Source organism: Paenibacillus sp. CAU 1782, from assembly GCF_054551715.1.
Genome location: NZ_JBTOLL010000003.1, coordinates 203,479 through 222,726, shown reverse-complemented (window position 1 = coordinate 222,726; position 19,248 = coordinate 203,479). Strand labels below are relative to the sequence as shown.

General features: G+C 47.9%; 16 protein-coding genes. 4 read left to right on the top strand and 12 right to left on the bottom strand.

What is annotated here, in order from left to right:
• Window positions 1–6: 6 nt before the first annotated feature.
• The 3 genes from ACX93W_RS11665 to ACX93W_RS11655 all read right to left on the bottom strand — a co-directional run bounded on the left by ACX93W_RS11665 (window position 7) and on the right by ACX93W_RS11655 (window position 2,830).
• Window positions 7–1,752, bottom strand: a complete 1,746-nt coding sequence (locus ACX93W_RS11665) for a sensor histidine kinase (protein WP_459392547.1) — start codon at window positions 1,750–1,752, stop codon at window positions 7–9.
• Between the two features lie 25 nt (window positions 1,753–1,777).
• Window positions 1,778–2,446: a tetratricopeptide repeat protein gene (locus ACX93W_RS11660; protein ID WP_459392546.1), complete on the bottom strand. Its 669-nt coding sequence runs from the start codon at window positions 2,444–2,446 to the stop codon at window positions 1,778–1,780.
• 159 nt (window positions 2,447–2,605) lie between these two features.
• Complete coding sequence (locus ACX93W_RS11655; RefSeq protein ID WP_068681647.1) at window positions 2,606–2,830, bottom strand: helix-turn-helix domain-containing protein; 225 nt, start codon at window positions 2,828–2,830, stop codon at window positions 2,606–2,608.
• A 302-nt stretch (window positions 2,831–3,132) separates the two neighbouring features.
• On the opposite strand from ACX93W_RS11655, the gene ACX93W_RS11650 reads away from it, so the two are divergent.
• A complete protein-coding gene (locus tag ACX93W_RS11650; protein ID WP_459392545.1) occupies window positions 3,133–4,020 on the top strand; it encodes a hypothetical protein in 888 nt (295 codons plus the stop codon).
• 112 nt (window positions 4,021–4,132) lie between these two features.
• Window positions 4,133–5,173 carry an SMI1/KNR4 family protein gene (locus tag ACX93W_RS11645; protein WP_459392544.1) on the top strand — a complete coding sequence of 347 codons (1,041 nt, stop codon included), beginning with the start codon at window positions 4,133–4,135 and terminating at the stop codon, window positions 5,171–5,173.
• A gap of 127 nt (window positions 5,174–5,300) precedes the next feature.
• Here the strand turns inward: ACX93W_RS11645 and ACX93W_RS11640 are convergent, their stop codons facing one another.
• Window positions 5,301–5,708: a disulfide oxidoreductase gene (locus ACX93W_RS11640; RefSeq protein ID WP_459392543.1), complete on the bottom strand. Its 408-nt coding sequence runs from the start codon at window positions 5,706–5,708 to the stop codon at window positions 5,301–5,303.
• A gap of 15 nt (window positions 5,709–5,723) precedes the next feature.
• Window positions 5,724–6,401, bottom strand: a complete 678-nt coding sequence (locus tag ACX93W_RS11635) for a DsbA family protein (RefSeq protein ID WP_459392542.1) — start codon at window positions 6,399–6,401, stop codon at window positions 5,724–5,726.
• Between the two features lie 103 nt (window positions 6,402–6,504).
• On the opposite strand from ACX93W_RS11635, the gene ACX93W_RS11630 reads away from it, so the two are divergent.
• Window positions 6,505–7,587, top strand: a complete 1,083-nt coding sequence (locus ACX93W_RS11630; RefSeq protein ID WP_459392541.1) for a copper resistance D family protein — start codon at window positions 6,505–6,507, stop codon at window positions 7,585–7,587.
• Window positions 7,588–7,693: 106 nt separating this feature from the next.
• Here ACX93W_RS11630 and ACX93W_RS11625 read toward each other — a convergent pair whose 3' ends face one another.
• The 5 genes from ACX93W_RS11625 to ACX93W_RS11605 all read right to left on the bottom strand — a co-directional run bounded on the left by ACX93W_RS11625 (window position 7,694) and on the right by ACX93W_RS11605 (window position 16,531).
• A complete protein-coding gene (locus ACX93W_RS11625; protein ID WP_459392540.1) occupies window positions 7,694–9,949 on the bottom strand; it encodes a heavy metal translocating P-type ATPase in 2,256 nt (751 codons plus the stop codon).
• A gap of 378 nt (window positions 9,950–10,327) precedes the next feature.
• Window positions 10,328–11,005: a class D sortase gene (locus ACX93W_RS11620; protein WP_459392539.1), complete on the bottom strand. Its 678-nt coding sequence runs from the start codon at window positions 11,003–11,005 to the stop codon at window positions 10,328–10,330.
• Window positions 11,006–11,023: 18 nt separating this feature from the next.
• Window positions 11,024–11,476 carry a GtrA family protein gene (locus tag ACX93W_RS11615; RefSeq protein ID WP_459392538.1) on the bottom strand — a complete coding sequence of 151 codons (453 nt, stop codon included), beginning with the start codon at window positions 11,474–11,476 and terminating at the stop codon, window positions 11,024–11,026.
• On the bottom strand, window positions 11,469–12,491 hold the full coding sequence (locus tag ACX93W_RS11610) for a glycosyltransferase family 2 protein (RefSeq protein ID WP_459392537.1): 1,023 nt from the start codon (window positions 12,489–12,491) through the stop codon (window positions 11,469–11,471). The genes ACX93W_RS11615 and ACX93W_RS11610 overlap by 8 nt, the downstream gene beginning before the upstream one ends.
• A 218-nt stretch (window positions 12,492–12,709) precedes the next feature.
• The gene (locus ACX93W_RS11605) at window positions 12,710–16,531 is read right to left on the bottom strand and encodes a glycosyltransferase family 39 protein (RefSeq protein ID WP_459392536.1); all 3,822 of its coding nucleotides are present in this window, start codon (window positions 16,529–16,531) and stop codon (window positions 12,710–12,712) included.
• A gap of 195 nt (window positions 16,532–16,726) precedes the next feature.
• On the opposite strand from ACX93W_RS11605, the gene ACX93W_RS11600 reads away from it, so the two are divergent.
• The gene (locus ACX93W_RS11600) at window positions 16,727–17,536 is read left to right on the top strand and encodes an FkbM family methyltransferase (protein ID WP_459392535.1); all 810 of its coding nucleotides are present in this window, start codon (window positions 16,727–16,729) and stop codon (window positions 17,534–17,536) included.
• A gap of 165 nt (window positions 17,537–17,701) precedes the next feature.
• On the opposite strand, the gene ACX93W_RS11595 is transcribed toward ACX93W_RS11600, so the two are convergent.
• The gene (locus tag ACX93W_RS11595; protein ID WP_459392534.1) at window positions 17,702–17,899 is read right to left on the bottom strand and encodes a hypothetical protein; all 198 of its coding nucleotides are present in this window, start codon (window positions 17,897–17,899) and stop codon (window positions 17,702–17,704) included.
• Between the two features lie 285 nt (window positions 17,900–18,184).
• Entirely contained in the window at window positions 18,185–19,132 is a 948-nt protein-coding gene (locus ACX93W_RS11590) for a glycosyltransferase family protein (RefSeq protein WP_459392533.1), read from the bottom strand.
• Window positions 19,133–19,248 lie beyond the last annotated feature (116 nt).

Here is a 19,248-nt window from a genome sequence, read left to right as displayed (position 1 = left end):
GTCATCTTATAGTGGCAATGTAACCACAAAGGCAATGACATTGTCGCCTCTTGGTTCCACCTTGACCGTTCCTTTGTTCCGGTCGGCAATGGATTTAACGATAAACAGGCCAAGCCCTTGATGCTCCTTCTTTTTGGTGGTAAACCCGGATTGGAACAGGGGCTGCTTCGCCAAATGCTGAGCATCCTTGCAGGGATTTGCTATATCGATTTCGATAAACTGTTCGTTTTGCCTGACCTCCAGCACAACATTGCGTTCGGCTTCATCGAGCTTTAGCACTTCATCAAACGCATTGTCGATCAGATTGCCCAATACGCGATTCATGTCCAGCGTTTTGACGCCCATGCCTTTCACATCCAGGCCGCTAAAGCTGCAATGGAAATGAATCCTGTAGCTTTCCGCCTGCGAAACCTTTGAACGGATCAAAGCGGCAATCGCCGGATTTCCGATATTGATGATATCATTCATCAAACGAATTTCGCCTGTCAGCTCCTTGGTATAAGCCGCAAGCTCCTGGCTTTTGTTCAGGACGGCCAATGAATGGATGGTCTGCACATGGTTCAGGAAATCATGCCGTTGCGCCCGAATCGCCTGGAACATGCTGTTGATTTCATCGGCATAGGTTTGCTGGGCTACGCCTACCGCTTTTTCCCTTGTTCCTTTATAATAACGCATCACAACAAGAGCAATGGCAAGGCTGATGACCGTCAGCAAAATAATAATAAGTCCCAAATTTAAAAACTGCGAGTTCAGCCCGTCCCTCAAAATATCGTAGTCCGAAGCAATCGAAATGACATAAGCATCCATAGCCTTCCCGGATTCGTCGGTTATGCTGATTCCTTTATCCGTAATAAAAACAGGCACAAACATTTTATGAACCCGTTTGCCCTCTACAGTCTCTTCCAGCTCAACCAGCTTTTTAGTCTGGTACGCCTCTTGAACGGCAGCTACGTCATGTTCCATTTTGAAATGGTATTGCCCGTAAAGAATCGGCCGCTGGACAAAATGCTCCCGCACCTCGCCGCTTTCCTCGGTTGACCATATTCCGTCGGGGAATGTGCGCGGATTCATTACCGTAACCTCAAGCAGTGATTCTCTGCCGTCCTCCAGACTGGAGATAAGCCTGTCCACGCCTGTTACTTTATTGTAGACATCCTGCCTTTGAAAATTGACGTAAGGATCGGTAATGAAGTTTGTTGCGCCGTCAAAATAATATCCCCATTTGTACACCTTATCCAATTCCGTAGAGGAAACTTCAAAAGGACCGCTCCAGAAATGGCTCATGCTTTGACCAAGCCAATCCTCGCCAACAGGCTCAAGACGGAACAGCTGCCCGAAATAATCATGCCAAGGCTCCCATGACTTCGTGCTTTTACCCAGCTGGCCGGGATCGGAGGAGCGATGAATGACGATATCGTCCTCTGTTTTTTTCAGCAATGAAATATGGGAAAGCTCCAGCTTATCTCTGAGCTCCCGCAGCTGCTCGTTCGTCACGTTGTCCACATCGGGATCAAGCGCATATTGTGCCGCTATGGAAGCGGCGCGCAGCTCTCTGGCGATCCCTTCCTCATACAGCTCCGCGCCGATTCTGGACTGCTCCACCGAAAGCTCGATTTGCGCAGAAAGCGCCAGCATTTCTTTATGATGGGCTTCCTCCAGCGTTTGCCTGGCCAAAAAGTAATAAATCGAATTATTAATTAAAATGGCTGCTATAATTACTCCGATTGCAATGAACCAAATATTGCGCCGCATCTATTGCCTCTTGCCCCTTTACCCGTCATTTTTTGAACAGCAGCCGAACTGCGTAACCCCGTTCGGAACGTTTTTTGTAACGGGGCAACGTGCGGTACATCGCCAGTCCTTCACTGGCAGCCGCTTTGGCTTCATTCAGCCGGCCAAGCTTTTTGTACAGCTGCGCCATTCGGTAATACGCTTCACAGGACGAGGACTGGATTTGTTGAAATTGCTGCAAGCTGTTCAGCGCCTTCTCCGCATCGGCGGCAGCATAAATATCGGCAAGCCGCAGATAAGGCGCCCCGTATTTGACCCTTGGATTCAGCTCCAACGCTTTGTTCATGCTGGCTATGCCTTGATCGATTTTGCCGGTTTCCGCCAGACAGTGGCCCAGCGCATCCCAATATTCCGCGGAATCCTCCAGCGTCCTTTGCAGCGGCTCCAGCAAATGCAGCGCCTCTTTGAATTTTTTCCGTTCAATCAGCAGACGCGCCAGCTCTTGCTTGGCAGATACATCATTTGGCGATCCCGCGATATGTCCCTTCAGCTTGCGAATTCTGGAAAACCGCTTAAGCGGCTTTACAATGCTGGGCGAAATGCCTACAAAACGGCGGTCCAGCAAATACAATACAACAAGCAATACAAGAATGGCTACGATTGGATTGCCCAGAAGCCAATACAGCCAAAGAAATAGAAACGTCAATTTAAACATGGAATCCCTCGCCAACTTCGATTTTATCATTTCCCGTTTTTTCCAGCCAAATGTAGTGACTTCTTTTCATAATACCACAAACTGTACCTCTTGGAGCATCCCTGCCACACGAAAAAGACAGCATAATGGCATGCTGTCTTCATTCAGCTTATTTGGTTGTTATATTTGCAACTCCCCAAGCTTGATCAGCTCGACAACCGCTTGCGAACGACCTTTGACGTTCAACTTTTGCATAACGTTTGAGATATGATTGCGAACGGTCTTCTCGCTGATGAAAAGTTGCTTGGCAATATCCCTCGTTGTTTTGTCCTGTACCAGCAGCTCGAATACCTCTCGTTCACGATGCGTCAATAAAAACTTGCTCTTGTGGTCGCTACCCTTCAAAGTTTGTCACCCCTCCTTGCTCGGGTTTTTGTGGTATAACAAGGTCAAGGGATACAGTCAACTTATCATATGAAGAGGGCAACCGAGTGGTGCTGTATCTATATAAAATGGGCACTGCGCTTGTGCCGCAAACTTCTTGATTTACGATTCCTTACGTTTTCACACGAAAGGAAATTTTGCATGAATGGTTTCGACAGATACTGCTTCGGGTCGAGAACGATGATAACCCCTCAGCCCCTCCACGACCTGTAATTATATGGTATGATAAGGGGGTTGGGACCAGCTCGAACGGAGGTAAAGAAATGCCGTCTCCTTTAACCGAAAAGGAAGTTAATCGATTAGTTCAACTGTTGAATGAGGAGCAGTCGGACTTTTTACAAAACTATTTGAAGCAAGGCAAAAAAAGCAAATGGCTGGAGAAGCTTGCCCACAAAAAAGGAGTGGTGCTGCATCCCGGCATTTCAATAGATGAGGTCTGGCAACAATTAAATGACTGGGAGCTGAACGAAATAGTAGACGGCGGTTACGGCAATCGCCCCTATAAATGCGAATGCGGCAAAGCGCTCCGTTTTTGCTACGTCGTCCATCATCGCAAGGAACATAAAACGTACCGGCTTGGCGAAACTTGTCTGGGCAATTATACGATGATGTCTGCAGAACTTATAAAAGATATTACGGACGGATTTCATAAAATCGACCTTGAACGTGATGGAATCCTTCTTAGATATGAGAGGGGGTGGGAATTGCCGGGCGATTATAGCGGGCTTCCACTAACCGAAGAGTTGAAAACACAAATCATCATTGGTCTTCCTCTCTCTTCAATTCAGGAGAACAGGATCGAAAAGATGTTTAAGCAAAAGCTCATCCAAATCAGGCGGCAGAAAAAATGGGACCGATTGGCGCAAATGAGAAATCGCCAGCCAACTTATGTTTTTCATCCGGAGGCTTCCAATCCCCCTCTTTCTCATGCCGATACCGAATACATAACCTATGAGGAAGTAGTCGCCAGATACATGCCGAATTTGAACGCGATACGGGAGTCCGAAAATAAAATGACGGATTTAATCATGCTTCGAAAGTGGAATAAACTTCAGAACATGATAAGTGATTTAAAACAAGGGAGAAATTTTGACCATACAACGTTTTTATCTCAAATGTTTGAGCTTTTATATTATTTAAAACTGTATTAAGGAGCGAGCACTCATCAAGAAGCTGATATCAACCCTAACAAACCGTTTCAAAGGATTGCAGAAGGAAACGCCGCAAGGCCAAAGCCCCTTCATAGCTGAAGTGTTGGAATTATTGGAGAAATACAGCAGCTTATATAATGGCGCAAGCCCTTATAGTCCTAATCCTGCCCTTTCTGAAGACGAAGTACGGCAATTCGAGAAAAAAAGCCACATTATCCTTCCTCCGGGATTTCGGGACTTCCTGCTCCATATCGGGAACGGAGGAAAGGAGCATCGTAAATTTCCGCTACCCCTGTCCGAAGCGGCAGATCCGCTGAAAAACGTATTTAAGTCCGAGGAACTGGATTGGACTTACATGAGCAAGCCGTTTATCGAGGAGCAATGCAACTACTATTACCTTGAAAACGAAGCACAGGATAACCTGCCGGACGACCTGGAAGAAGAGGAATATGACCGTTTGGCTCTTCTCGCTCTGCAAGGCACGCTCGCCATTTATAATGACGGCTGCGGCTATTACGATTTACTAATCGTCAGCGGCGAACTTGCCGGCAAAGTCATATCCATCGATACCTGCCATGGCCAAGGCTTCCGTGTAAAAAGTCCGTCGTTTGAGCATTATTTTGTAAACTGGATGAAGCATCGGATTAATGAAAGACAAGCCCAGCTTGAGCACGAGGATATCTTTGCCTGCAAAATTGCCGGAGTTAAATTAGGCGGGAGCGTTCGGGATTTAGCCGTTGTAAAAAAAGAAAACGGATTTTCGTTTCAATTTGAATTATTTGCACCGGGGGCTTTCGCGCGGGAAGGCGAACATTCCACGTTTACGCTAGTTGATGACGAAATCACCGTGTCGCTATATATGGAACACCGAAACTATAAGCCGCTGGAATGGGATCGTGAAAAACCTCCTCACGAAGCCAGAGGCGCACAGCTTACTTTGGTAGGCGATCGTTCGGAGCATGTTGTTTTTGGAGAGGTTAAGCGCCTTTTTCGCTATCATAATCATCAGGACAACTTTCCGCTTTTTGTGCATGGATTGGACCAGGAGATCCTTATTAAGGGCTTAAGCAATACAGAAGAGGTTAAAGTGGGAGACTGGCTGCGCATCAAAGGGCGGTTAAACGGCGACCTTTATCAAATCAAGCGCGTTTAGCCGCTGTAGCTGAAGAGGCTGACCCATCGAGAAATAGGAATCGCCCTGCCCCAATTACTATACGGGACGGGGCGATTTCTTTGAGAAAAGCCAGAATAGCTTCGACCTTCTCGGCTTCGATGAACCATTATTTTCTTTTGAATGCTAACAAAAGAGTAATCAGCACAAAAGCCGTTAACGCCATAAAAGGAATCGTTATAAAGCCTAACCAGTTAAAGTGTTCTGTGCTGCACGGTACGCCTTGTGTGCAGGGTTGAATTTCATTCAGCCAAGGAAGCTTTTGCTTCATGTAATGATAGGTCGAGACACAAATGCCAAGGATGGAGAGAGGCAATACATATCTTTTGATCTTGTCGTCCTCATAAAAAGCGGCAATGCCTAAAATAATGGCTAGAGGATACATTAATATACGCTGGAACCAGCATAATTCACAGGGAATAAATCCTCTAATCTCGCTAAAATATAGACTGCCCAATGTTGCAGTCACAGCAACAAGCCAAGCAAAATACAAGTTGTATTGCTTGATGAACCGCACGGAGACATGCCTCCTCTATTGAATTTCTTGTTCGATTGCTTTTTTGATGGCGTCGTAATCAAACGGGTTGGCAATCACAATGTTGTTTACCATAATCGTAGGCGTTTGTTGTATGTTGAACTTATCCACCTGCGCCTGATCCTGATCCAGCTTTTCTTGTATCTCCGCTGACGCCATATCCTGCTTAAATGACTCTAAATCCAGATCAGGAACAACAGCTGTCGCGACTTCCAACACCTTGGCTTCCGTTACCCATAAACTGTCATGATCAATGTCTGGCTGTTCATCAAACAACGCCTTGTGGAACTCCCAGAATCGATCCGGGGCGTTGATATAGAGGGCTTCGCTTGCCTGTGCCGCAAGTTTGGATTCAGCTCCGTGAAACAACGTATTGATATACGCAAACGATGCTATACCCGTATCAATGTAATCACGCTTCAGTTGCGGCCAAACCTGCTCTCCCCACGCTTTGCAGGAGGGGCATTTGTAATCCCCGAATTCTACGATTGAAATCTTTGCCGTTTCAGTGCCGGCAATCGGCTGTCCACTAATTGAGGGAGCCTCCGCCGTTGCTTGATTGCCCTTCGCTTTCTTTTCCCCCGCCTGATTCATGACAAACAAAGTCCCAAAGATCACGATAATGACCAGCGTATAAATTACAAGAGTTCGCGAGCTTTTGTTTTTCTTATTCATCTTTACCTCCATTAGGCTAATTACTTGAAGGACTTCTTCCTCATCATCTCAAAACATATTATACTATGTTTTGTAGTCTTATAAAATATTCATGGAGGAACTTATGTATATTTATATTTCCGAGACGCTTCTGTATCTCTTTTTTGCTTTTAGCGGCGGCTATTTGCTGCTTTCCTTTGTCCCAGACCAAGCCAAGCCCTCCCTGCGAAAGCTGCCTACACTCTTTCAATATGCTTTGCTGGGAATATCCGTATTTTCGTTTGTGCCGATTTTTCGGACAACCTTGATGCTGCAGGAATATGCAACCAACCTGACCTTTGTTCAAGTTTTGATTATTGTGCTAAAAGACTATTCATTCGGCAATGCATGGTTGTCGATTCTCTTTATCAGTACGGCCATGTATGCCTTGACCATGCTGTTTAATCCGGAGAAAAAAACAATCCGAATTGCACTTTCTGTATTATGGGGAATGTTGATCATCGCCCACGGCTGGGCCAGTCACCCCGCCAGCTTTTCGCCGATTTGGGGACTACTGGCGCAATCACTTCATGTAGCAGCTATGTCTGCCTGGTTAGGCACTCTGTTGATAGTAGCCTGGTTTGCTCAAGGCCCCTGGAACTGGAAGGCATTTGTTCGCTGGTTTACTCCCTTGGCAATCGCCTGTATTCTAATTATCGTCACTGCAGGCTTCGTCATGATGGCTTTAATCGTCGAAGGCTATTTGAACTCATGGAGTCTAAATTATGGCGAGGCTTTATTGCTAAAACATCTCGTTTTTTTGCCCCTGCTGCTTCTCGGCTTTATGAACGGTTTTGTAGCAAAGATAACCAAAGACGGTTTGCTGGCGGCCAGACTGAAGTGGTGGCTCCGCGCAGAAACCATTATCGCTTTTGTGATGCTGATGATTACCGCTTTTATGGGCGTGCAAGAGCCACCGCATGAAGGCGAATTTGAAGCGCCAGCCGTTTCCTGGCTATTTCAATATCTGAACGGCACGTCCCCTGGCTCGGACCTCAGCCTGTCATTCAGCCTTCCTGGTCTGCTGTTGATTGCAATTGGCCTCTATTCGATCGGGTTGCTTTATTGGAGTTACAAAGAAAATAAAAGAATGGTTTTTATTATCGGTTTGATTTTAGTTGTTCTCTGTCCATTTCTCGGCCTCCTTTTATCGCTTAAGCCCTCTTGAGAAAACCTCTATTCAGACCTCTCTCAAAGATGAGCAACTGCGTTTAACGGTAGAAAAACCTCCTGCGCCCGCTATAAAAGGGATCAGGAGGTTTCTCAATAAAATGTTAAAGCTTCGGCTCTGTTTTGAGCACCCTCATTGCGTTAATAACGGCGATCAGCGTTACTCCAACATCGGCAAAAACAGCCTCCCACATAGATGCAACGCCAAATGCCCCTAGCAAGAGGAATAATCCTTTGACCCCCATCGCAAAACCGATATTTTGCCAAACAATTCGTCTTGTTCTTTTGGCGATGTAAATAGCCGAAGCCAGCTTGGAAGGTTCATCCGTCATAATCACGATGTCTGCGGCTTCAATGGCTGCATCCGATCCCAGACCGCCCATCGCAATGCCGACATCTGCTCTTGCCAGTACGGGGGTATCATTGATTCCGTCTCCGACAAAAGCAATTTTCTCCCGTTTGCCCTTTTGGCTATCCAGCTTCTCGATCTCTTCAACTTTATTTTGCGGAAGAAGCTCGGCGCGAACCTCATCAATGCCCAGCTGCTGACCTACCTTTTCGCCAACCGCCTTCAAATCGCCTGTCAGCATCACCGTTTTGGCAATACCAAGGGACTTCAGCGCTTTAATAGCTTTAGCCGAATCTTCCTTTATCTCATCCGATATAACCAGATAACCACCATAAGTCCGGTCGATCGCGACATAAACGATAGTGCCAATATCCGTTGAAGCCGAAAAATTAATGTTCTCCTTTTCCATCCATTTACGATTCCCCGCCAATATTTCCTTTCCTTCAAATCGCAGCTGAATGCCATGACCTGAAACCTCATTGTATTCGGCGATTTGGCTCTCATCAAGCTCGCTGCCATATGCCGCCCGAATGGAATGGGCGATGGGATGATTCGAATGAATCTCCGCATATGCCGCATATCGGAGCAGCTCATCCTTGGTCAATCCGGACTGCGGGTGAATCGAAGTAACCGTAAATGCCCCTTTGGTCAAGGTTCCCGTTTTGTCGAATACGACATACTTAACATCATTTAACGCTTCCAGGTAATTGCTGCCTTTAACAAGCACGCCATTCCGTGAGGAAGCTCCTATCCCGCCGAAGAAGCCAAGCGGAATGGATACAACTAGCGCGCAAGGACAAGAAATAACGAGAAAAACAAGCGCCCGGTAAACCCACTCCGAAAATGTCGCGCCCTCCAGAAGCAGTGGAGGGATTGCGGCCATTAATGCCGCCACAATAACAACAACCGGCGTATAGTATTTTGCAAACTTTGTTATAAAGTTTTCAGTAGGCGCCTTTTTGCTGCTGGCATTTTCGACCAAATCCAATATTTTGGAGACGGTGGATTCCCCAAATACCTTGCTGACCTCCACAGTCAAAACGCCATTTTTGTTAATAAAGCCGCTTAATACATCTTGGCCCGGCTCCACTTCCCTCGGTACAGACTCACCCGTCAAAGCAGAGGTATCCATTGCGGAGATGCCTTCTACTACCTTTCCGTCCAACGGAACCCTTTCACCTGGCTTAATGACAATCAACTGACCAATTTCAACATCCTCGGGATTTACGCGTTTCGTTTCTTCGCCAAGCTTTACATTTGCATAGTCGGGTCTAATGTCCATCAGATCGCTAATGGATTTTCTTGACCGATTAACTGCAATGCTTTGAAACAGCTCGCCAACCTGATAAAACAGCATGACGGCCACGCCTTCGGGATATTCCTGAATGATAAAGGCGCCTATCGTTGCAATACTCATTAAAAAATGCTCGTCAAACACTCTGCCGCGCGATATATTTTTGGCCGATCTGAGCAAAATATCTCCGCCAATCATAAGATAAGCAAGCAGGAAGGCAACGAACTCATAAGTAGCTGATAAAGGCGCCCAAACCCCTGCCGCCAGCAGCGCGGAGCCCGCAATCAAACGAATAATCATTATTTTTGTATTGGAGGCCCCATGATCATGGCCATGATCATCCGTGTGGTCATGCTCGTGAGCGCCGTGCCCCTCTTCATTGCCATAAGCATTACCTTGACTATGGGAGTGGCTATGGGAATGAGCATGGCCGCCATTGAGATTCCCGCCTTGAAGCCTGCGAGAACTGCGAGCATTTTTGTCCATCACCTGAATGTGAGGCTCAAGCTCTTTGATTTTACGTGTGGCTTCTTTAATCAGTTCTTGCTCCTGCGCCTTCGGCACTCCCATTGTCAACGTTTTGGTCGCAAAGCTAACGGAGCAATCCTCAACGCCTTTAAGCTTCCGGATATTGCTTTCTATCTTCATAGCGCAATTTGAGCAATCCAACCCTTCAAGTATAAAGGAGCGTTTCACCTTTTCAGTTGAAGCTTCCATAACAGCATCACCATCCCTCAACATATGAACAATCATTCATGTGTTTATTATAGTTTGAACTGCGGTCACCGTCAATTCCTTGCTTAAAATTTAGGCAAATACGGTATAGCCTATACACAAATGCCTATCCAATTGGTGGAAAATCTATTAGGACGGAAACAAGGCAAGCATAACGATTACAAAAAAGGTGAATGCCGGAAATGCTCGCGGATACGAGGATTGGCGATGAAGAGGGAGATTTGAACTGGGGGTAAATAGGCGGTTGCCGCCGGGTATTGTTGGCTATAACAGAAAACCGGCCAGGAGAACCCTCTTCAGTGTGGGAAAGAGTTGCCCTGGCCGGCCAATATTCCTTTTATGACAGCTAACGGCTGCCGTCTAACTCATTTCGGCATGCACGATCAGCCTATGCGTCGGATTGACGATGGGATCACAGGTAATCAGCGTAAGCCTTTTGTCGGTTTGATTGTAATTGAGGACCGATACGTCAGTCGGCTCTACGATGGACACATTGTAAACCGTATACGTGAACGTTTCGTTTTTCGTCTCCACAATAATTTTGTCGCCGACTTTCACTTCGTCCAGGCGATTGAACAAGCTGCCGCGGGCTTTCATGCGATGAGCGGCGATCGCCGCATTGCCTACAGCGCCAAGCGGCGATGTTTCTTTCAGATGCGCCGCGGCATATTTCATATTTTTTTGCGTAGCGCCTTCCAGCACGGGCAGATTAAGCTTGATGCTTGGAATCTTGATGCTTGCGATTGCATTTAACGCAGCCGGCTGTTTGGTTGGTTCAGGCTGCTGACTGGCGGCAGGTTGTGTTTCGAAGGAGGTTGCCTCAGGCAAGCCGTTATCCCCGTCAACTTCCGCAAACAAATTCGTAAGCCCGTCATATTGCTGCCGCGCTTCCTGCGAAGCTTCCTCCTGCATCGCGCTGGCTTCCCAGGCTTCAAGCAATTTCTGCTGCTGCCGGTCGTTGTACCACTGACTTGCTCCGGGGTACGCCAACAGCAGAAGGCCGATGGCTACAAAGCTGTAGGCCAATAATTTTTTCATTTGCGGTCTCCTCCCCATTTAGTGCTCTTTGCTTACAGATGGCGCCTCTGCAAAAACCCACAACTTGCTTCCCACAAAATTAAGAACAACGATTAGTCCCGTCACAAGCACTTTGGACACCATCTCGTGAAGTCCCGCTACTTCCGTAGCCAGCGCTATCAGCCCGACGGACAATCCCAGCATGACGAGATTCCAGATCAGAAAACGAAGCTTCCGGCCCCAATCTCCACCTCGGGCGGCAGGCACAGAAATCTCCTGCCCTCTTTTTCGCGCCGAGAAGGTAAATGCCCTGTTCATATAATAGCTGTTAACCATCCCGGCCAAATAAGCAACCGGCTGAGCCAACGCATAATGCACCGACATCACAATAAGCAGCGTAAAAACGGCAAAGTCGATGAGCGTATTGAGCACACCGACCAAACCAAATTTGAATAACTGGGGTACCCAGTCCTTTTTGCCGGAATTATACATATTTCCCCAGCCCTTTGGCGTTTTCCGGGTTAGCGGAGTCCGTTGATTGACCAACAGTCGCCGTTTCGGCCGAAGATGCTTCAAACCCTCTTGCTTCCCTTACGATATAGAGCGGACGGTCCTTCGACTCGTCATAAATACGTCCGATATATTCCCCGATAACTCCCAGCAAAATGAGAATAATGCCGTTAAACAGCAGATTGAGCACAACGATCGTCGCCCAGCCCGGGGATGTGGTATTCGTAAATAACCCTTGATACAAAACAATAATCAAATAAACAAAGCTGCTTAACGATAGTATAAATCCCAGATAGGTTGCGATTTTCAGCGGCTTGTAAGAGAAGGAGGTGATCCCGTCCAGCGCAAAAGAAATCATCTTTTTGAGCGGATATTTGGTTTCTCCCGCAAATCTTTCCTCGCGCACATATTCCACGCTCGTTTGCCGGAAGCCGATCCAGCTGATCAAGCCGCGCACAAAACGATTTTTTTCCTTTAATCCGCGCAGCACGTCGCATACCTTGCGGTCAATCAGCCGGAAATCGCCCGTATCCAGCGGGATATCCACATTGGTCATGCTACGAAGCAAGCGGTAAAACGCTTTGGCCGTCAGCTTCTTGAACAACGTTTCGCCCTTGCGCTTCAGTCTGCGTCCGTAAACAACCTCGTAGCCTTCCTTCCACTTCTCGATCATGGCGAGTATGACGGATGGAGGATCCTGCAAATCAGCGTCGATAACGACAACAGCATCGCCTTTTGCATAATCCATGCCTGCCGAAATCGCGATCTGATGGCCGAAATTCCGCGAAAAATCAACCAGCCGGACATTGGGATCGCATTCTGCGATCAGGGATACCAGTTCCACCGTCCGGTCCTTGCTCCCGTCGTTAACAAAGATAAGCTCGTAAGGCTCTCCCGCCTCATCCATTGTTTCCTTAAGCCGTTCATACGTATGCTCGATTACCAGTTCTTCATTGTACATGGGTACAATCACGCTATAGGTGACTGACGCTGCCATAACTACACCCTTCCATTCAGAGGTCGTTCAAAAAGCCCGCTTTCCATTGCGGAACATGCCTTGCGGCATGGCCGGCGTCGAATATGGCATTCAGCCGAAACTTCCATTGCTCACTTAGCTTCCACTAAGCTCCGCTACTCAGTTTCTAGCTTCATCCCATTTTCCCGGCACTGAAAACCGAACTTTTTGAACTTTCATTTGATGAGGTCGTTCAAATTTTAAAATACCCAACTCGGGAACCATCTCAGCAATATATCCACGTACGCTTTAGGCACCGTCAACCCCGACAACGCGGGATAAAAGAGAATAAACAACGCCACCGCGGCAATGACATATCCTTTACGGACTTTTTGGAACCAGGGCTTTTGCTCCTCCATATGCTTGAATATATAGATGATACTCAAGATCACAAAAGGCACCATTGCAAAATAATGATATAGGAATGTCTCCCTCGTCACAAGCATCCAAGGCACATATTGCGCCAAAAAGGCAATCCATAGCATATAAATCGCCTTATCCCTGCGCTTCACGCTGACATAAATCGTAAGCAGCATGGCTACGATTCCGGTCCACCAGATAAGCGGGTTTCCCATCGCCACAATCGTTGATTTCATACCTTCAGCCAGTTCGGTTCCTGAATAATACCATACCGGACGCTTCATAAACGGCCACTCCCACCAGGAGGAGGAGAAGGGATGCGAAGACACCAGATTGCTGTGATAGTTAAACATGTTTTTCTGGTAATCCACCAGCGCCTGCCAAGTATAACCGCCTTTCATGACTGAAAGGATCGGAATGTAGGATAAGGCATAAATAGCGGCTGGAATCGCGATATAAAAGACCAGGCAGCTCAAAAGGGTTACCACAGTATTTCTCGGGAAATGTTTGATGATATTCCGCAGAGCGGATTCATCCTGCCCGGCGTCGAAACGGCTGGCTCTAACGGCCCGTTTAGCCGCCGCATACTCCCTTCCGCGCTCGATAAGCGACAGAAGCAGCATGATCGCAAGCCCGGCCCCCCCGTATAGCACGATCCATTTGGAAGCCACGCCAAGACCGAAGAACAACCCCGCCAAACCAAGCGGCACTAAGGTTGCGGCCAACTTGTCGCGGAAGAAGTTCATGGACACATATTTATGCATGTAATAAAACATCAGCATTATAAAAAATACGCCGTAAACATCAATGGTCGAAATGCGCGTTTGCGTAAAATGCATAAAATCGGCGGCGAACAATACCGTTGCAAGAGACGCATAAAGCGGTTTTCCAAAAAGCCGCCGGGCCATCATATACATAATAGGGAGCATCGCGATCCCGATAACGGTGCCCGCTATCCGCCAGCCAAACGGATTAAGGCCAAACAGCTTGATTCCGAGGGCGATGATAATTTTGCCCAGCGGCGGATGGGTATTTTCATAAGCAACGATGCCTTCAAGATTTTCGTAAGCCGTGCGGGCGTGATAAATTTCGTCAAAATAGCTTCCATTGCGGAAGTTATGGTTATATATCATCAGATCCTGCTCATCAAACAAGTTTTGCAGGTTTCCCCGGCGCGGCGTGCCGGCTTCGTCTTCATTGATGCCAATAACGGGCAGGGGCACCTGGCTGTCCTTTTCGTAAAATGCCATCTCGTGCATCGAAAATCCGGCTTGCGTTACCGTCAGCTTGACGTATCGCGCATCCAGCTCCAGCTTCTGGCTGCGCCAGGAGAAGACGGCGACATGGGAATTGTCGACCTCAATGGGATTGCCCCAATCCCCATTATCGGGAGCAAATTCCAACTTGTACTTCCCTGTGCCAACCCCGCCAAAGCTTGTAATCCGCTCCAGGTGTTTATTTTCGCCAAGGTCGACATAAAAGCTGTCTCCCCCGGATGCAGGCTGCCAAGGCGTAACAGGGCCTTTCATCGCGCCAAGGTTAACGAGCGCAACAATCGCATAAACCAGCGTAATTCCGCCCATCCAGAGCCACTCTTTTTTCGTGAGCGGATTTCGGCGTTTTCGGAACGTACCGCCGGGAAGCGCCTCATCCAGTAGTCTTGCATCCTCCGCCTGGCGATCCTCCGGTTTGATGATTTCGGCACGCAGAACATTGCCGCGTTTGTACAAATCATAACCGGTGTAAATGGCATACAGCAGCAAGCCGATATTGGCAATGGAGCATAAAATGACGATGCCGTCCAACGGCACGTTGGTTGTTGTTTTGCTGAACATCAGCACGTAGCTCATATTAATGAAATTCGTAATCGAGAAGCCGTAGAAAATCTGCAGCATTCTTCTGTCGGACGAATGGATGTAAGCAAACAAGCTTAGCAGCAAAGCCGGGAACATGTAACGCTCGTGCATTTTGGTGACGAAAATAAATACAACGGCAATCAGAATCAGCGCAACAAAGAAGGAACGATCCTCCTGATCTCGCTTATGCGAAACAACCGCATAATATACCGCCAACGCAACAGCAAGGGCAATAAACAATCCTCCCCATGCCTGATAGGGGATAAAGAGCCAAGTATCGCTTAGCGGCTTCCAGTTGGCATTCTGCAGCGTATAGAAGTTAAATGCATTCAGCGTAGCGTAAGGATAAGAGGACAACGTTCCGCCGTAAAGCTTGACCAGCGAAGCCAGCCCGCCTGTTTTCCAGAAAAACGGCATCGCCAGCAGCAAAAACGTGCTAAAGCCGCAGCCTGCGCTAAGCAGCCAAGGCTTCCACTTGCGGTTCAGGGCAAGCGCCAGCAGCAGCACCGGCATAAAGATAAATGCTTGCGGCTTAATAAGTGCGGCGATTGCATACCAGACGGACGCTCTGCCAAACCGACGTTCCGCCATGCCTGAGACAGCAAGGCACAGCGCCAATGCAAAAATGGCGTCGACCTGCCCCCAAGCAGCCGAATCCATAATGGCCGCCGGATTGAATATGTACAATAAGGCGATGCCAACCCCGGCAACATCCCCGAGCTTGGCGCGCGACACGCGGTAAAGGACGGCCGCAGCGGTCAGATCGGCCAGAATCGCCGGCAGCTTGTAAAGAAGCAGAGCAGCTGTTGTTCCGTTGTGTATGCCAAGCCAGCCTTTAACCACGCCAAGGATATAAAGAATGTAGATGTATCCTGGCGGGTAGTCGACAAAGATATCGGTATGATAGAAGTTTGCCAATCCTTGATTCACGGCATGATCCGACCAATAGGCAAACAAGGCCATATCATTAACGTAACCTTCGTTGGTAAGTCCGATGGCGATTCGTAGAGCTAAACCAAGGCCAAAACCGAGTGCCAGCAAATTGGGAACCAAATTGCGCGAACGCGCCCCGGCAGCAAGCGAACCGCCTCTGATCAAGCTGCGGTTAACAAACGCAAACAACAGAGTAAACAACACGCCATAAATCATCGTGGGCAAAATCGAAATTTTAGGAGCCGCTTCCGCTTCCCCTCCATCGCCTCCGCTGATGGATGTCATTCCAAGCGGCAGCACCTCAACGCCTGCAGGGGCTTTGTCGACCTCTTCCACCGATACGGAATCAAACCAGCTTGTCCCCGAATTGATTCCGCCATAACCGCCTAGACTGATTCCGACTTGAATCTCGCGCTGATTCTTTTCGGTTTTACCGTAAAACTCCAGAAAAGACCATTCGCCGCCGCTATCCGTTATATTAGGATAGGTCAACGCTGCGCCTTCAACGGACAGATGCGCCCCGGTGCCATGCGTTCCCACGCCTTCCGTGCGGACATAACCCGAGAAGCGGTAAGTCTGATTCCCCTTTACCTTCACCTTCTGGATGAAACGGGCATGGTTGTCGCCTGTATTTCTTATAACCGCGGCGCCATTGCCCTCAAATGCCGCTTGCTGATCCCAGCCGAATATAGTCAATCCTTCGTCCTTAAGCCAAGCTTCCGTCTCCCAGCCTACGGGAAGTCCGTCCTTCGAAGCTTCGAAATCTCCATTTATTAATAAATTGCCAGCGGCTTGAATGCCTGCAGCAGGCAACAAAAGGAATAGGGCCATCAACAACCAGACACCGCGAATCAAAACTCTGCTCATTTTCATCACGTTCTCCCTTAATTTGCAAACTCATTCTCACTTTATACAATGGAAACACCGCGGTCAATCTAAATGCCAAAAAAAGTGTGGCAATGTTAGCGGATTTCATTTACCGATGACATTAGATGCAATTTAGGCCGTCCATCCCTCGCGGGCAGCCTGCACCCGGAATATGGTATACGAAGGAGGATGAATACCATCATGCATAAAATTATTATGGACGGATCCGGCCACGCCATGTATGTAAATTCCGGCGATCAACGCGGAGGCCGGATGATTCGTCATAAAGGCTCGTCGCAGCCGCGCGTCACCGCCTTTTGGCGAAACGCCGTCGCAGCCATAAAACCAACGCTGATCGTTGATGCCGGGGTGAATTACGGCGAAATCATATTGTCGGCCGTTTACCCGAAAGAAACGTCCATCGCAGTGATCGAAGCTAACGAAAATCTTCGTCCTTATCTGGAGCGTTCGCTTGGCGAACATCCCAACAGCGGACAAATCTCCGTTTATTTTGCGTTTGTTTCCGATACGGGACAAAAGGCAATTCCTTTTTATGTCGATAAACGGCATTCCGGCTTGTCCTCCGGCCATGCCCCCGCCCCCAATACCGCTACCAAAAAAGAGGTTCGTACGGTTGCCATCGACGATCTTTTTGGACCTGAGAAAATGAAAGACAGCAGGCTTCTTTTTAAAATGGACGTGGAAGGCTTTGAATGGGAGGCGATAAACGGCATGAGCACTTTGCTGTCGTCATGCAGGGAAGCGGCCGGCATTATCGAATTCAACTTGCCCTACATGATTAAAAAAGGCATTGACGTGGAAGAGTTCGTCGGTTTACTGGAGCAGCGTTTCCTCTTGTTTGCGCCAGACAAACATGGCCGGCTCATTGAAATGAAAGGCTCTGCCTATCAATCCATCTTGTCTTTTTTTGCTGCAAACAAGGAATGCAACGATCTGGTGCTCCTCTCCAACAGGAGCTTGCTGGATAAGCTACAACCATCTCAATCTTAATGGAAACATCTAAATTGACGGAAACAACTGGTTGATGAAAGTTACTGATAGACAAAAACACCTGGTTGACGAAAAAGGGTTGTTTCATCCGAGGCGCAACCTGCGCCTTTGAAGAAACAACCCTTTGCATTTCGTTATTCGGATCTTTTGGAACTTCTGGTTATTTCAGATATTCCATTTCTTATCTTTCGAATCTTTCGGATTTCTCGGATCTCTCGGATCTCTCGGATTTTTCGGTTCTCTCGGATCTTTCGGATCTTTCGGATTTTTCGGTTCTCTCGGATCATTCGGATCTTTCGGATTTCTCGGATCTTTCGGATCTTTCGGATCTTTCGGATCTTTCGGATCTTTCGGATTCTCCATTCCATATCTTCGCTGGGTCCAGTCCGCCTTATCAAATAGCTTCCAGCCTTTCCCGACAGCAGTCCCTCTATTCCGCCTTACTGAGCACTTCTTTCCGATAGCAGTCCCGCCATTCCGCCTTATTGAACGCATCTTCCGAAAGCAATTCCGCTATTCCGCCTTATTGAACTCTTCTTTCCGATAGCAGTCCCGCCATTCCGCCTTATTGAACTCTTCTTTCCGATAGCAGTCCCGCCATTCCGCCTTATTGAACGCATCTTCCGAAAGCAATTCCGCTATTCCGTCTTACTGGGTGCTTTTTCCTGACAGCAAAGCCTTGACTGCGGCAACAAATTGTTTTGCCCTGACCTCGTTTGTATGATACTGATGGATGAAATCATGGCCGGTTTGGCTGATGGCTTCCCTTTTATCCGCATCGGCATCATACCGCATTGCCAGCTCGTAGAAGTTGTTTTGGTCGCAGGCCGCATAATGAATCCCGTCGCGGTACCCCAACTCCTCGATATCCGCATTAGGCTCCGCCAGCATCAGCGTGCGGCAAGCCGGGATTTCAAAAAATTTGGCTACCGGAATGGCTAACTCGCTTCCGCATGTGAAAGATATGGCGGAGCGATTAATCGCCGCCGCATATTTTTCATGAACGAACAAGCCAGGCCTATAGGATGTTCGATGTCCCGGATGGACAAAATGAACAAACCCCTCAACAGTTTTCATGCGTTCTTTTACCGCTTGCCGGAACGGATATTTCCCCTCCATCAGCCCCATTAAGCTGTAGCGGATATCTTTTGGCAGACCATAGTCTCTGAACATTTCCGTATTAATGCCAAAAGGAAGCCAGCTAAAACGTGACTGGGCTTCGGGGAACACCTTCAGAAAAGGATATTTGCTTGCTGAAAAAATAATATCCGGCTTGCTGTTGCGGTCAAAATAAGCCCGGCGGATCTGTGGCGCATAATGCACATCAAGCACGTAGCAGCCTGTAGGAATATCCACCTTGTTCAGTTCGGAAATCGACGGCGCAAACGCATGATGCCACTCGATATCATAATGGAAAATAAAATCGGGACGTTCATCCAGTTGCGCTAAAATATCCAGAATGCTGCCGTTTTGCGACCAATACGTTACGTTGGCTTCCTTCTCGATTGCTTGCAGCATATCAAATTTGTGGATGTGCTTTGGCATGTTGTCCGCAAAGCGCTTGACCAGCATCAGAATGTTCAGCCGCTTCTCCATCGTTCATCTCCTTTCATTGTGCACTCTCCCAAAACCTCAACGTATTCTGCATCTTTCCCCCGATTCAGCCATGTCTCATTGATTGACCACTAATACATCTCTCATAAATAATATCG